General features: G+C 43.0%; 11 protein-coding genes and 1 pseudogene. 8 read left to right on the forward strand and 4 right to left on the reverse strand.

The annotated features are described in order from the left end of the window. The first annotated feature begins 70 nt into the window (after positions 1 to 70). The gene (locus tag PENNN9_RS09725; RefSeq protein WP_058369497.1) at positions 71 to 1,447 is read left to right on the forward strand and encodes a dicarboxylate/amino acid:cation symporter; all 1,377 of its coding nucleotides are present in this window, start codon (positions 71 to 73) and stop codon (positions 1,445 to 1,447) included. A 152-nt stretch (positions 1,448 to 1,599) separates the two neighbouring features. Here PENNN9_RS09725 and PENNN9_RS09730 read toward each other — a convergent pair whose 3' ends face one another. After that, positions 1,600 to 2,355 carry a TSUP family transporter gene (locus tag PENNN9_RS09730; RefSeq protein WP_058369498.1) on the reverse strand — a complete coding sequence of 252 codons (756 nt, stop codon included), beginning with the start codon at positions 2,353 to 2,355 and terminating at the stop codon, positions 1,600 to 1,602. Positions 2,356 to 2,990: 635 nt separating this feature from the next. Here PENNN9_RS09730 and nhaA point away from each other — a divergent pair. Together nhaA and PENNN9_RS09740 are read left to right on the forward strand one after the other, a co-directional pair. Continuing rightward, entirely contained in the window at positions 2,991 to 4,190 is a 1,200-nt protein-coding gene (nhaA, locus tag PENNN9_RS09735; RefSeq protein WP_058369499.1) for a Na+/H+ antiporter NhaA, read from the forward strand. Positions 4,191 to 4,268: 78 nt separating this feature from the next. Continuing rightward, positions 4,269 to 5,624, forward strand: a complete 1,356-nt coding sequence (locus tag PENNN9_RS09740) for an oxygenase MpaB family protein (RefSeq protein ID WP_082638068.1) — start codon at positions 4,269 to 4,271, stop codon at positions 5,622 to 5,624. A 234-nt stretch (positions 5,625 to 5,858) separates the two neighbouring features. On the opposite strand, the gene PENNN9_RS09745 is transcribed toward PENNN9_RS09740, so the two are convergent. Then, positions 5,859 to 6,596 (reverse strand): NUDIX hydrolase, encoded by a 738-nt coding sequence (locus PENNN9_RS09745; protein ID WP_058369500.1) that lies wholly within the window; start codon positions 6,594 to 6,596, stop codon positions 5,859 to 5,861. A gap of 132 nt (positions 6,597 to 6,728) precedes the next feature. Between PENNN9_RS09745 and PENNN9_RS09750 the strand changes: the two genes are divergently transcribed. Both PENNN9_RS09750 and PENNN9_RS09755 read left to right on the forward strand, forming a co-directional pair. Further along, complete coding sequence (locus tag PENNN9_RS09750) at positions 6,729 to 7,244, forward strand: HPP family protein (protein ID WP_227511787.1); 516 nt, start codon at positions 6,729 to 6,731, stop codon at positions 7,242 to 7,244. A 387-nt stretch (positions 7,245 to 7,631) separates the two neighbouring features. Further along, on the forward strand, positions 7,632 to 8,195 hold the full coding sequence (locus PENNN9_RS09755) for an NUDIX hydrolase (RefSeq protein ID WP_058369502.1): 564 nt from the start codon (positions 7,632 to 7,634) through the stop codon (positions 8,193 to 8,195). A gap of 90 nt (positions 8,196 to 8,285) precedes the next feature. Here the strand turns inward: PENNN9_RS09755 and PENNN9_RS09760 are convergent. Continuing rightward, positions 8,286 to 11,364: pseudogene (locus tag PENNN9_RS09760) on the reverse strand (insulinase family protein). A gap of 302 nt (positions 11,365 to 11,666) precedes the next feature. Between PENNN9_RS09760 and PENNN9_RS09765 the strand changes: the two are divergent. Together PENNN9_RS09765 and PENNN9_RS09770 are read left to right on the forward strand one after the other, a co-directional pair. Next, positions 11,667 to 12,128 (forward strand): universal stress protein, encoded by a 462-nt coding sequence (locus PENNN9_RS09765; protein WP_058369503.1) that lies wholly within the window; start codon positions 11,667 to 11,669, stop codon positions 12,126 to 12,128. A 168-nt stretch (positions 12,129 to 12,296) separates the two neighbouring features. Then, the gene (locus PENNN9_RS09770; protein ID WP_058369504.1) at positions 12,297 to 12,764 is read left to right on the forward strand and encodes a universal stress protein; all 468 of its coding nucleotides are present in this window, start codon (positions 12,297 to 12,299) and stop codon (positions 12,762 to 12,764) included. Positions 12,765 to 12,858: 94 nt separating this feature from the next. Here PENNN9_RS09770 and PENNN9_RS09775 read toward each other — a convergent pair whose 3' ends face one another. After that, positions 12,859 to 13,800: a LysR substrate-binding domain-containing protein gene (locus PENNN9_RS09775; RefSeq protein WP_058369505.1), complete on the reverse strand. Its 942-nt coding sequence runs from the start codon at positions 13,798 to 13,800 to the stop codon at positions 12,859 to 12,861. 164 nt (positions 13,801 to 13,964) lie between these two features. On the opposite strand from PENNN9_RS09775, the gene PENNN9_RS09780 reads away from it, so the two are divergent. Next, entirely contained in the window at positions 13,965 to 15,053 is a 1,089-nt protein-coding gene (locus PENNN9_RS09780; RefSeq protein ID WP_058369506.1) for a YeiH family protein, read from the forward strand. Positions 15,054 to 15,123 lie beyond the last annotated feature (70 nt).

Genomic DNA, 15,123 nt, shown 5'->3' on the forward strand with positions numbered 1-15,123 from the left:
ATGATATTAGTCATCATAATTTAATAATCAGTTTTATTGCCAAAAGTTACGTATACCAAGGATATAAGTTATGTGGAAAAATATGGGACTGACGGGCAAGATTATTGTTGCCATGGTACTCGGTATTATACTGGGTTTATTTTTGAATTATTCCGGACTTAATGGTGAAGGCAGCTTTGTTAATACCTATGTAACGAATGGATTTTTTGCCATTATTGGTAAGCTGTTCGTTAACTCGCTAAAAATGCTGGTGGTACCTTTAGTATTAATCTCACTTATTTGCGGTGTTTGCGGTATCGGTGATATTCGCTTACTTGGCCGTATTGGTACCAAGACTTTTCTTATTTATATGATGACAACGGCCTTAGCGATTGCGACTGCGATTGGGCTTGGTATTTTATTCGGCATCGGTAAAGGGATGGATATCGGAACCGAAGCCGCTTTTGAAGCCAAATCTGCGCCGCCACTACTTGACGTATTCTCCAACATTATCCCATCCAACCCCATTAGCGCGATGGCAAATGGCGATATGTTGTCTATTATTTTCTTTGCCATTTTGATTGGTATTAGTATTTTGATGGTCGGTAAGCCTGCCAAAGGCTTAGTGCAAAGTTTAGAGCTCATCAATGAAGTCATCTTAAAGATGGTGACTATCATCATGAACCTAGCTCCTTATGGTGTATTTGCACTTTTAACGAAGGCAATGGCTGAGCTTGGTTTGGATCTTATTTGGTCATTACTCGGTTATGTCGCTGTACTGGTTGGCTCTCTTGCTTTCCATTTCTTTATTACGATGATGATCGTGCTCAAGCTATTCTCAGGTTTATCAATCAAGACCTTTTTAGCCAAGATGCGCGAAGTGCAGATTTTTGCATTTAGTACGTCAAGCTCGAACGCCACCATTCCTATTACCTTACGCACAGTAACCAAGCGTATGGGGGTCAATAACTCAGTTGCATCGTTTACTGTGCCTTTTGGGGCGACCATCAACATGGATGGTACGGCTATCATGCAAGGTACTGCGACCATTTTTATTGCCAATATCTATGGGATTGATTTGGGCATTACCGAATATCTGACTGTTATCTTAATGTCAGTATTGGCCTCTGTCGGCACAGCAGGTGTACCAGGCGTAGGTCTAATCATGTTATCGATGGTATTTGCTCAAGTAGGCTTACCTATTGAAGGTATTGGTCTTATCTTAGGTGTGGATCGTATCTTGGACATGTTGCGTACAGCAGTGAACGTTGGCGGTGATGCAGCGGTGACAACGATTGTGGCAAAGTCAGAAAACAAAATGGATGTTGCCATTTACAACGATCCTTATGCTGGTGCAAAAGATGTATTTGATGGTCATATTGATGAAGACAATGAGCGTGAATTCTCACAAGTCTTTAGCGATGGATTGATGGGTAGTGAGTACGATGATGTCGATCGCCGTAAGTAGCTACGCATACAAGTAACTACATATAATAGTAGGACAGCTTAATATTATAAAACGTTAAAAACCCCAGACTGATTAGTTTGGGGTTTTTTATAACTTGGTTTTGTAGCTGTTTTATAGTAACTGTAGAGCATTGGCGGTTATTGACTATAAACCTAACCGAACACATATTTAGTCAACATTGCCAAGCATACCAACACAATCACTGGGCGAATCAGCTTACTACCGCCTTTGACTACCATATGCGAGCCAAAATAAGCGCCTATCGTTTGACCAACCATCATCGCCAGCCCCACTTTCCAAAGCACATTGCCACCTAAAATAAAAAATATTAGCGAGCCAATATTGGTAGATAAGTTCAATACTTTGGCAGCTCCAGTCGCTTCAATAATCTGCCTTCCACGTAAAGCGACATTACCAAGTGCAAAAAACATACCCGTACCTGGTCCTATATAACCATCATAAAATCCAATCAATGGCGCCACGACTTTTTGCCACTTACTTTCCGAGATACGCGGTGCAGCCTCAACTTCACCAAGTCTAGGGGCAAACAAGGTATAAATTCCAATAGCAGCGATCAAAAATGGAATCAGCCTTTCTAGAAGATCAGGCGGGGACAATTGCACAGCAATAGTACCAATGACTGAACCGATAAAAGCTGCAATAATGGCAATCTTTATACGTTGAGGTTTGACCACTCCTTTTTTAACCATGGTAATGGAGGCCGCAAGCGCACCTGAGGCAGCCTGTAACTTATTGGTGCCTAAGGTGAGTACTGGTGGTATATTAGCCAGTAGCATCGCAGGTATGGTAAGCAGTCCGCCACCACCTGCGATGGCATCGATAAAACCAGCGAGCGCTGCCACCGCAGTGAGCATCAAAATAATTTCTAGGGTTAAAGATACGTCCATAGAGATGGCCTTGTTATAAAATTCTCATAAAAACAGCCAAAAACACTAGACCGCCAGTCAAGCGGCCTTTAATATCAATATAAATATTAAAATAAAATAGTGGATAGGTTGAAGTGTTGGTTGAAAAGCGACTTATTATAAAGTTAAAACTATAAAAAGACCAAAGGCGCAGCAAAGCTTGTTAGATTTGTCATGACTATATGCCTACTTAACGGTAGATACTATTTGTCTGTAAGGACTATTTGTCCATAAGCAATATCTGTCTGTAAACACTATCATGTTATAACATTATAATTTATGATAACGCTCGCGAATCTGCCTAAGACAGCTGCATCTTATGTATAACGGTTGTCAGTATCTATCACAAAACATAGAATACTTTTTAGTAATGAAAAAACACCGAAAAAGAAGATAGACTTAAGGTATTTATTAGGTCGTAATAGCGTTATCAATCTTGTTATCGTTTTTGTATCGCCTGTCATAATAGAATGCGATAAGCTGATATATATTGTTTAACGCATTTTATTGTTTATATTGATGAAATTATGAGAAACTAAAGCGAGCTATCAGCGATATTACAAAGCTGTCAGATAGACGTTTACGTTTATAGTATGTATTTAACAAATGAGGATGATATGGCAATACAAAAAGTTAGGGCATTTTTTAACCTCGATGCTTCAGGTGGTATTGTATTAGCTTTGGCAGCTATCGCAGCCATGATTGTCGCCAATAGTCCTCTCAATGTTTGGTACGAATCTTTTATTCACGCACCTGTTGCTATTCAAATAGGCGATTTTGGAATTGCCAAAGACGCTCATCATTGGATAAACGATGGTTTGATGGCAGTTTTCTTTTTTTTAGTTGGGCTTGAGCTCAAACGCGAAGTGCTTATTGGCGAGTTGTCCAATGTTAAACAGATTATCCTTCCAGCTGGTGCCGCAGTGGGTGGTATGATTGTGCCAGCTATTGTGTATCTACTTTTTAACTACAACGAACCTGAGTTTTGGAAAGGCTGGGCTATTCCTGCTGCAACCGATATTGCGTTTGCTCTAGGTATCTTAAGTCTGCTTGGTAACCGCGTACCTAACTCCTTAAAAGTGTTTTTGGTATCTATTGCTATCTTTGATGATATCGGTGCTATTTTAATCATTGCTTTATTTTATACAAGCGAGTTATCGTTAAGCTCACTAGCCGTCGCAGGCTTATGTCTGCCCTTTTTATATTTACTTAATCGCCGAAATATTACTAGCCTCACGCCCTATTTACTCATTGGCGTTATTATGTGGATAGCAGTGCTCAAATCTGGTATTCATGCAACGCTAGCAGGCGTTGTTTTAGCGTTATTCATTCCATTGTTTGACCGTACGGACCCTGAACATTCGCCGCTTGAGGAGCTTGAACATGATCTACAAAACACGGTATCTTATGGTATTTTGCCACTATTTGCGTTTGCCAACTCGGGCATCTCGCTTAAAGGCGCAGGGTTCGCTGAGCTATTCCATTCAGTACCCCTTGGTATCGCCGCAGGACTATTTATCGGTAAGCAAGTAGGTGTCATGGTCATGTGTTGGCTCATCTTTAAACTTGGTATCTCGACCATGCCAAGAGGCATGGATTATAAGCAGATTTATGGTGCAGCCTTATTATGCGGTGTGGGCTTTACGATGAGTTTGTTTATCGGAGGTCTGGCATTTGCAGGCGACACATCATTGTTCGATGAGCGTTTAGGTATTATTATGGGCTCGATCGTATCTGGTGTTGCCGGCTATATTATGCTCAAATTAAGCTTAAAAGACAGCGTTAGCGGTACATCAGTAGATTTAACACGCCATTAATATTTAAGCCAATGGTTTATGACAGCTGGTATGGCAACTGATTACCATTAGCAGCCGACATGATGGTACATTATAAATATGAAACCCAAAAACTCCTTTGTTAATGACTCTGCTACGCTTAGTGATCCGCTAGTATCAGACAAAGCATCTGTACAGAGCTATCAACGTCATGGGCGTACTACTGCGATTACAGATCATAGTGATTTACAAGTTCTGCGCCGTATCAGACGTTACCTGCTACCTAAAGACTTTACTGTCTCACAATCATTGTTAGATGAGATGGTGGCTGGCTACGACATTGGGGACCCACTAGCAGATGCCTTAGCAACTGACGGTGTGCGTTTTGCAAAACCCTTACAAAAACTCATCATCGATGACCAGCCAAACGTCAATCTTGCAACCAACCCTTCATTTAGCTTGTTAACCGAGCAATTTAGTAGCCATCCTGATTGGTTTGATCCCAAGCTTGCACAGATTGGGGCAGTCGCCTATCGCCGTTATCCGCTAATGCTCATCTGGCTACTGCGTAATGTTGCGCTCATGGCAGGCTATAGTATCCCTGCTCTCTCCTTACCGCTCATCCAGACTGGCGCTTTGATGCACGATGCATTGCCACGCTTAATGCGTACCTATGCTTATATACTGGCTGTATCTGAACATCCGCAACTAGATTCTAGCGCGCGCAATAACCGCAAGCCTATTGATCATGTCTTGGCGATTGGATCTGAGGGCTGGCGACAGTCTATCAACGTCCGCCAAATTCATACCTTGGTACGGCAAAACTTACTCAAAGGCAAAGGCAACGCGGCCAAAGGTGTTATACCAAATGCCGATCAGCATCATAATCCGGATGGTACTTGGAATACGGCCTATTGGGGCATTCCCATCAATCAGACAGACATGATCGCTACCCATTTGCAATTTTCGTTATTGATTATGCGCGGACTGCAGTTATTGGGAGCACGTATTAGCAAAGAAGAAGCCGAAGGTATCTTGCATCTGTGGAATCTTGCCAGTTATTGGATGGGCGTTGACTTACAGCGCTTACCGAAGGATGAATCTGCGTGCTGGGAGTGGCTGTATACCTATTTATCTATTCAACAGCTTGACTTTAAGATGGGTCGGCCACTTGCCAAAGCTTTGCACGACTTGCCACGTCAGTTAATGGGCGAGGACAATCGACGTGGACGCTTCGTTGAGATGGTGAATGCCAGTGTGACACGCACCTTAGTCGGTGATGATATCGGCGATGGACTAGATCTGCCCAAATCAAAGATACGTTTCGGGGTGTTGTCCTCAGTACCTATTTTGTTTGCGCTTGATACAGCCCGCCAGCACAATAGTAGCATTGCTGACAAGCTTGAGCAGTTTCGCGCTAAGCGTCAGGATAATATGAACTGGTGGCTAAAGAAAAACGATGATTATTATCAATAAAAAGTGCCAGCTGACAAACAACAAATAAGTAAAATTTGTACCAATCACGCATCATGGAGCCTTGTAACCACTTTATTTAATATCGATTATAGGTCGCGAATATTATTAGTAGTAAATAGAATATCTAAAAACATTATCAACAAGGCGAACAGTAACTATAATAAATCCACAAAAAACCTAAGTAATGCTTTTTTATTAGATAAATATACGTAAGCGCTTATAAGCTGACAACTTTTATAGTCTGCTGTCTTGTATACGGTAATACCATTCAAGCTGCCGATCAAACCCAGTTTCTAGTAGACTTGCGATGACGCGTCCTGTTAGCCCCCATACTGTCTCACCATCTACTTGCCAGCTGGGCGTAAGCATCGTCGCAACTTGATCTTGCATCGCATACTCTACTGCATATTCTACAGTTGGCTGAGTAAGCAAGGTTTCAAAATCTGCCCAAAAGATGCGTGATATCTCTCCCATCTCAGGCACCAATACTAAACCTGGAGTAATGAGCGCCACGATTGGACGCACACTCATGCCGCTTTTAGAGGTTTGAATAGGTAATTGACCCAGTAGCTGCACTTTATTTGGTGGTAACGCCGTCTCCTCGCAAGCTTCACGTAAGGCTGTGACAACATTGTTGCCGTCACCTACTTCATACTTACCACCAGCACAGGAGACCTCCCCTGCATGACTATTCATATGGGCGGCGCGACGTGTCAGTAATAGCTTAGGATGGCGCTCATGAGTAATGGCCACCAATATCGACGCATCGGCGATTGGCGTTTGGTATAGACTGTCCAAAATACGAGCACTGCGGGAGGTATTGTAAGAATGATATACCGCTGGACTGGTGACAGCATTTAAAGTCTCATGCTGTACTCGCTCAGCCAATGTTCTGAGCGTAGGATGACGAATAAACGTGGGGACAGCGACTGACAGTTTATCGAATTGTGCAGACTGCGAAGGTATTAACATTATAATCGGCCTATATCTTTATCATGGTTAAGTATCAATCAGTCAGGTTTTCTATAAAAAAATCTCAAAAAGAAGAAGACTTATCGTAAATCAAGTCACTAAATTTATCAGTATAGTATTTAGGAAGCGCTAGTGAATAAGATTTTTTCGTTGAATAAAATGCAAGGCAGAATTGATGATTGCCCGCAAAGACTGCCCTTAGTTATCATTGGACTGGCTTGGCTTGGCGGTACATTAGCAACCGCCGCCTTGGCATTGATTGGCAATTGGCAAAATGTTGCTATGATTTTGGGCTCATTTGGTGCCAGCTGTTTGCTTATTTTTGCTTATCCAGAAAGCCCATTCGCTCAGCCAAGAAATATTGTTGGTGGTCATTTTATCACCACTTTTACGGGTCTATCATTTATGACGATATTTGGTATTGAGTGGTGGAGCTTGGCACTCGCTGTCGGTACTGCCATTGCACTTATGCTATTGTTTCGGGTACCGCATCCGCCTGCAGGCTCAAATCCACTAATTGTCATGCTTGGCGGTGTCAAATGGCATTTTTTGGTTACCCCAACACTGGTAGGCGCGCTCGCCTTGGTTGTCGTTGCCCTCATTTATAACAACATCGGTAGAGGCAGACATTATCCAAGATATTGGTAGTGTTGCTAGGTCATGCTAAGCCATATCGTTCTTTGTAGCTTAGATTAGCGCAGTCTGCTCATCACTACCCCACTTTTACGTGACTGGCTATTCTTTATCAAGCCAGTCATCTCTTATATGGGTAAATAACTAACGTAATATCTGAGTCATGTTTGCTCTATTGCGGATAAATGACGTGTTCATGTTACCATTATTCAGCATAGCCTTATTTTATGCTATCTTAAAACAACGTACTTAAGGCAACGTTTAAGCTTAAAATAGTGTTTAGACCTAAAGTCATACCCTTTGGCTATACTTATAAAAGCTACAAGCACTATGTCGATAAAAATATCCTAAAAATCAGCAACTTTTACCACTTTTTTATTTCATCAAAATAAGGCAGTTGATATGCGCTATTGTCTAGCATGTGGTCATGAAGCAGAACGCAAGATACCAGCTACTGATAATGTACCGCGTCTGGTATGCCCAAACTGTGGCTACATTCACTACGAAAACCCAAAGGTAATTTGTGGCTCTTTGGTAGTACACAAAGACAGAGTACTGCTATGTCGCCGTGCTATCGAGCCTCAATATGGCTTATGGACCATACCAGCAGGTTTTATGGAAAATGGTGAAACCATGGCTGAGGGTGCCGCACGAGAAAGCTTTGAAGAAGCCGACGCTGTTGTCCTTAATCCTCATTTGTACTGTATTTATGACATTCCGGATATTGGCCAAATCTACAGTATTTATTTGACTGATTTAAAGGATGGCGCTTACGGCATTGGTTCTGAAAGCTTGGACTGTGCTTTGTTTAATGAAGAAGACATTCCATGGGACAATATTGCTTTTGAGGCAGTACGCCGTACATTGACCAGCTATTTTGCAGATCGTAAGCAGTTCGATGATTTGTCTGACTTTCCTATTCATCAAGACCTTATCGGTAAGGATCAAAGTATCAAGCGCTATTGAATTGGACGCAAAATAACAAAAAGCCAAGCATTACGCTTGGCTTTTTGTATGCTATTTACTGTCTTTTACTACCTCATAGCCTCTACTGCTCTAGCTTTTGATTTTACAAACTTTAAAGCCTAGATCTTTGATACTGTCTTCTTTATCATAGGGCGCGAGTACCGCACGTACATGCTGTTGTCCTTGCAAGTACTGCCTGGCCACGCGCTGTAAGTCTTCGACCGTCACTGCCAAAATAGCGGCACGCATCTTACGTTGCCAGTCTGCACTACGCTGGTGGAGATCAGCAAAACAGGCTTTAATTGCTTCGCCTGCTGGAGAACCTGGCTTATCCATACCTGATATAATTCCTAGGATAGCTTCTTCTAGCTGCTCATCCGTTTGCGGCTCACTTAACAACCATTCAATACTGGCGTCAAAGTGCGCAAAGGTTTCGGCACAATGCGGATCACGATAGCTAAAGAACTTAAATGCGCAAGCATTGGCATCGTAACCAGCTCCGCCGCCATAAGCACCGCCGCGCTCGCGAATAGCGCCATGCAAGTAACCATTGCGTAAGTAAGGTGCTAATACCATAAGCGCTGCCGTATCTGGATGGTCAGCGGCCGGAGCGGTATAAACGCTAGCATTATGATAGACGTTGGTCGGTACAAGCCATGCTAAATCTTCAACATCGGCAGTAGTACCACTTTCTATGGTTTTCACCGCGTCTTGTTCGCCGTTTAATGCCGGATCAAGTTGCAAGTCTGCAAACTCGCTTGGGATATTATCTTCAATACCAGCATCAGAATCTTTCAACTTTTCAGCCAGCTTTTGGGCACTGCTGTCTTTCCAGCTATCAACAATCAAGTTGCTTAAACGTTCGGTTTGCTCCGCTTCACAAATGAGAACGGCGTGCTTGGGCAAACTGATCAAACGCTGATGTAAGTCCATCAAGCTGTTTGCCAACTTGTCCCACTGCGCCTCATCCGTACTTGCTTGCGTCAAAAATGCTTTAAGCGCATTGAGGGCGGGCAGACCACTGCGTACATATTCTAGCTGCGCTTGGCGACTCATACCACGACTGGCCGTTTGCATGGCATAAGCGTGGCCCGATCCTGCAAGGTTCGATTGCCAGCTGGCTTGACGCTGCTGTAATATCTCTTTGATACGGTCATGCTCGGTAAAGACGCTATGTTCCATAACTTCTTTTAGCAGCTCAATCGCTTCAGGCTTACGGTTGAGCGCACGCGTTGCTACGACAAAATAGCTACTGATAGATTGGCTATCATCAATACTGGTACGTTGACTAATACGCGCCGTCACGCCTGACGAATGCGCAGCTTGCTTAGCTTGCAGCTCATGCGCACTCAAGGAGTCAGTACCCAGCTCAGATAGCAAACTTAGGTAAATAGGCAGCAGTGGATGATTAATCACTTCATTGACGGGTAGCTCATCATGGTTATGCTCACCGATCGCATCAGTCAACGGCACAATGACTTGATAATAATATAAGCCATTGGTACCTGCTTCATACTCAAACAAGGTGCTGTCTTGCCCGCTTAAACGCACAGGCTTTTGTGTGCCTTGCTTAAAACTGATATCCGCTGGTACGTCTTCTAGGCCAACTTTTGGCAAAAGGCTGACATCATCGGGTGCAGTTTGACGCGCTGCTAAATCCAATGCCTGTTTATGCAAAATATCTTTATCATCAGCCGTCAAATCCATGGCGATGGTATCAAGACGAGTCTGTTCAGCTGCTGCCAAACGGGCTGATTTTTCACTATCTGGCGTTAGTGTGACGCGGACACGATGCTGATTATCGAGTAAATGCTGTTTAATTAAATTAGGCAGCCACTGCTTATCTTTTACTTGTTCACGTAGCCACTGTAAATGCTCATCGACCTCCCAGACATCAATAGGATTGCCATCGTGAATGGCGGTACTAAAGCCTTCTAACATCAAATTTAGACCATAAGGAATGCTATCACCACCGATATGGCGCTGATCGATCTCGATTTGGTGCAAGATAGTTTCAATGGTTTCATCATCGATTGGTTTACTTGCAACTTCAGTCAGCAAATCAATAATACCTTGCTCTACCGCTTCGGCATGCTCGGGGTTTGAACCACGTAGACCGGTATAAAAAAACCATCTCGTAATGACTGTCATCAAGCCCCAATAATGGACTTGGTGCCTTGCCCAGTGGATGACTGTCAAGATACGCACGTAATGGCGAACCTGAGTGCTCAACCAACACGCCTTCTAATAAGCGCAGAGCCAAACGCTGCTTAGGATCGGTAATCGATGGCAGTAACCACGCTACTACATGATGGGTCTGATCAGGTCCAGTCTCGTCAGCGGTATAAGTATCGACAGCGCTAATCGGTGCAGACAAACGCTGCTCTGGGCGCGATACGTGTTTTTTACCTGCTTCAAACTGAGCTAAGGCATCGTCGTGGATTTTCGCTTGTGTCTCAGCCACCGGAATATTACCAAAGCTCATAATAACGCTATTTGACGGGTGATAATGACTGCGGTGAAATTCAACCAGTTCAGGATGGGTCAAGTCTGGAATATCAGCAGGATCGCCACCTGAATTGTAATGATACGTCGTCGTTGGGAACAAATGATGCGCGACTGTATGATATAACTGATCAATCTCACCGCTCATTGCGCCTTTCATCTCATTAAAGACGATGCCCTTAAACTGCGGCTTATCATTTTCGTCGAGCTCAACACGAATACCTTCTTGGGCAAAATCAAGCGGATGAATATTTGGGAAAAACGACGCATCAAGATAGACGGCAAGCAAGTTAAAATAATCATTTTTATTTTGGGTGGCATAGGGGTACGCTGTCCAATCAGCAGCGGTCATCGCATTCATAAACGTATTTAATGAGCGCTTAATCATTGAAAAGAACGGATCACGTACCGGGAACTTCTCAGAACCACACAAGGCCACATGCTCTAAGATATGCGCTTCACCTTTTGAATCCATGGGCTGGGTGCGAAAGCCCACCAAAAACGCATTTTCATCACTTGGATGCGCTAAATGATAATGCATCGCGCCAGTTTTGATGTGTTGACTGATCAGCACATCCATTGATAGTGCTTCAATATGGCGATGCTCAATCAGCTCAAACGCTGGATGCAACGTTAAGTCAGCAGTAAACGGTGTGTCAGTCATAGTTGTCCTTATAGCTTATAATATAATGTAGATAGCGCCCCAATGAGCTGGGTAAATATGAGAGTCTAGCCTCAAAATTGTGCCAAATGTTTTTAAAATTTAGTGATCAAACATGGGTTATTAGCGAATTATTTAAAAATTGACTTAGCGCTTATAGATGGGGTTTTAGCATTGATAAGTCAAGTCCACGAACGCTAAACCCTTACTGACGTAACAATAACCACAATTAAAATATGGCTTTAACCCTTAACAAAGATGGTCAGCACTGCTAATATTAAGGTATTCATTAATAGGAGCACATTATGAGCTACCAACATGTTTTATTGGTTACCGACTTGCTATCTGATGCCGATATGGTTGCCCAAAAAGCCAAACGTATCCTTGCAGGCTCTCCTGAAGCTAAATTATCAGTACTTCATATCGTTGAAGACGACATGGTACGTTTCGGCTATGAGCTGGTACCAGCGTCCAGCCTGTCAGGTGATGTCGATGGTGAGCACTGGCAAAAAGCGCGAACCAAGCTGGCGCTCTTTCTTGAACGTAATAACTTACAGGCAGTCAACTCTGAGGTGACTGCTGCCATCTCTAACGATAAAGGTATCGTCAATTATTGTCATGAAAAAAACGTTGATTTGCTGATTATCGGACGTCATGAGCGTCACGGAATCGCTGCATGGTTGGTTGGGGCAACGGCAGATAACATCTTGCCTAACGCTCCGTGTGATAGCTTGGTGGTCAAGCTTGATCAGCCAGTGCTTGAGTAAAACTGTCATAGTCATATGGTCATTTGTTTAAAAGGTTGTAGCTGATTAAATGCTGTTAAATAGTATGCATTATTGGTTTAAGTAAGGCCTTTAAAGAGCACAATCTACTACTTAACAGCAGTCACCAGTAGTGCTATAGTTAAGACTACTTGCTACGAGGAGACCCTCATGAGTTACCAACATATTTTACTAGTCACTGACTTATTAGCCGATGCCGATATAGTGGCTCAAAAAGCCAAACGCATCGTTGATAATCGTCCTGGCTCCAAGCTATCGGTATTGCATATCGTCAAAGATACCATGGTGGGCTTTGGTTATGAATTGGTACCTGCCTCAAGCTTATATGATGAGATCGATGATGAGCGCTGCCAAGAAGCGCGAGCAAAACTAGCACAGTTTTTAGAGCGCAACAAATTAAATGCGGTAAACTCTGAAGTGACGACTGCCATTTCTAACAGTGAAGGTATCGTCAATTATTGCCATAAAAACGATGTTGATCTGCTGGTCATCGGTCGTCATGAACGCCATGGTATTGCTGCATGGCTCAGCGGTGCAACCGCAGATAATATTTTACCAAACGTACCCTGTGATAGTTTAGTCGTCAGGCTTGATAAGCCAGTATCAAAACGTAGCTAATAAATTTGATATAGATATTGCTTATTAATGAATGAGAGAAGCGCACTGTAGCTACTTGTCTAAGGTGCGCTTTTTTAACGCTTAAACTGTACCTCTAATTACCTTGCGCTTGAATAATATCTATAAAGGTCTGCCAGATTGGACTTTGATGACGAGCCTTGTGCCAAACCAACCACCATGTCCGTGACAGATCAATGCCTGCTACCTTTACTTGTACCAGCTTTTGCGCTGCCAACTCTGCCTCAATCACATGCTGCGATAGGCAGCCAAGCCCAATATCTGCACTGACCATATTTTTAATCGCCTCTGACTGCTGAATCGCCATGACGACTTTGACATCTGGCAGATGCTTAAGTAATTGTTCATCGATAATCTGCCGCGTGCCCGAACCTGCTTCACGTACCAATAATGGTAACTTCGCTAACTGCGCTATAGTCAACTTATAACAATGTTCGTCTTCACTATACTTAGCCCAGTGGGTTAGCCATTTACTATTGTGTTTAGCGAATATTACTAGAGTATCTGTACGCCATTCTCGCTGCTCAATGACCTTTATGTCTGTCGGACGCGGCATACCTTCGACTAAAGCAATATCAATATTTAACTGTTCAACCTCGTTGACGACCTCCTGGGTGTTAGCAATATACATATCGACATTGGCCTCTGGCAGCGCTTTATACAGCTGAGCTAGCAGCGGTGGCAATACATAATTGCCAATAGTCGTACTTGCACCGACGTGAATCTGCCCTGCTTGATACTTATGATACTGCTCAAGCGTTAATGACTGACCTAAGATTGCTTGTGCTTGCACATAAACAGGGTGGGCATTGGGATGTCGATTAAGCCTACGCCCTACTCGCTCAAATAGAGGCATTTGTAAGCGCGCCTCTAGCTCGGTCAATGCACTACTGACTGCCGACTGTGATAGATACAGCGCTTCGCTGGCAAGGCTAGTACTACCCGTCTGATAAATACTGACAAATACTGCCAATTGTTTAAGAGTAATCTTGGGTAACGTCTGCATTGGTTTTTTCATGGTTGAATAGCATCCTACATCAATTATTTAAGTTAAGTCTATTAACCTAAAATTTCGATAGTTTATATCTTATTAATCTGTTTTTATTATAATTTAAGTTGGCTTATACTGTCTATTCATAAGCTTATTCTTATCTTGATTATTGATAGTAGGATGCGTCTGTTATGCATGCTTTGACCCAAACAATGACTCACTATTTTCCAAGCAATCGTCACTTGGCAGGGCTTATTGTGGTGCTGATTGGAAGCTTATTTTGTTTATGGCTTAATAACAGTTTAAATACGTGGTCGAATGGACATATCGTTGGTCTGTCATCTTTGACACTGGCTATCTTGCTTGGAATGATCCTTGGTAATACGATTTATCCTAATTTTGCTGAGCGTTTAAACGCGGGCGTGGTCTTTGCGAAAGGACAAATTTTAAGACTTGCCATTATGTTTTATGGTTTTAAACTGACAATAACACAAGTTGCAAGCGTTGGCATGCCAGCGATTATGACGGATGCACTGGTACTGACATCGACATTTTTACTGACGTATTGGCTGGGCACAAGGTGGTTAAAGGTTGACAAAAAAACCACTTTGTTGATTGGTTCAGGTGCTAGTATTTGCGGTGCAGCGGCGGTCATAGCGGCAGAGCCAGTGGTCAAAGCTGAGGCGCACAAGGTTACGATTGCAGTAGCAACAGTGGTGGTGTTTGGTACTATAGCTATGCTGCTTTATCCGTTTTTGTATCACCTTGGTTGGTTACAGCCTTGGCTTAGTGCCGAGCAATACGGCGTCTATACTGGCTCAACTGTCCATGAAGTGGCACAGGTTGTTGTCGCTGGTAATGCAGTAAACACTGAGGTTGGTAATACCGCAGTTGTCACCAAGATGATACGCGTCATGATGCTCGCGCCATTTTTACTGGTTTTATCGTTTGCCTTGACCCAAGGCGACAATCAAAACAGCGATAAAAAATTATCGTTTATAGCGCGTATTAGACAAGTCAGCGTACCTTGGTTTGCTTTTATCTTTATTGCTATTGTCATACTGCATACATGGGTACCAATGTCTGAGGGTTTTGAGCAAAATATGATTTTGTTAGATGATATTTTACTGACGATGGCCATGTTTGCGCTAGGCCTAACCACTCATTTGAGCGCCATCAAGCAAGCAGGCGTTAGACCGCTTATTTTGGGAGCGATTATGTTTGGTTGGTTGATACTAGGCGGTGGCCTTATTAATATTGGCATTAGCTTTATCCAGTAGTTTGCCTGTCCATTCTTGAATGTTCACCTTATTACCTAACGTAAAAGGCCTCCAACTACTTATAGTCGGA

Source organism: Psychrobacter sp. ENNN9_III (assembly GCF_001462175.1).
In the GTDB taxonomy this organism is placed as follows: domain Bacteria; phylum Pseudomonadota; class Gammaproteobacteria; order Pseudomonadales; family Moraxellaceae; genus Psychrobacter.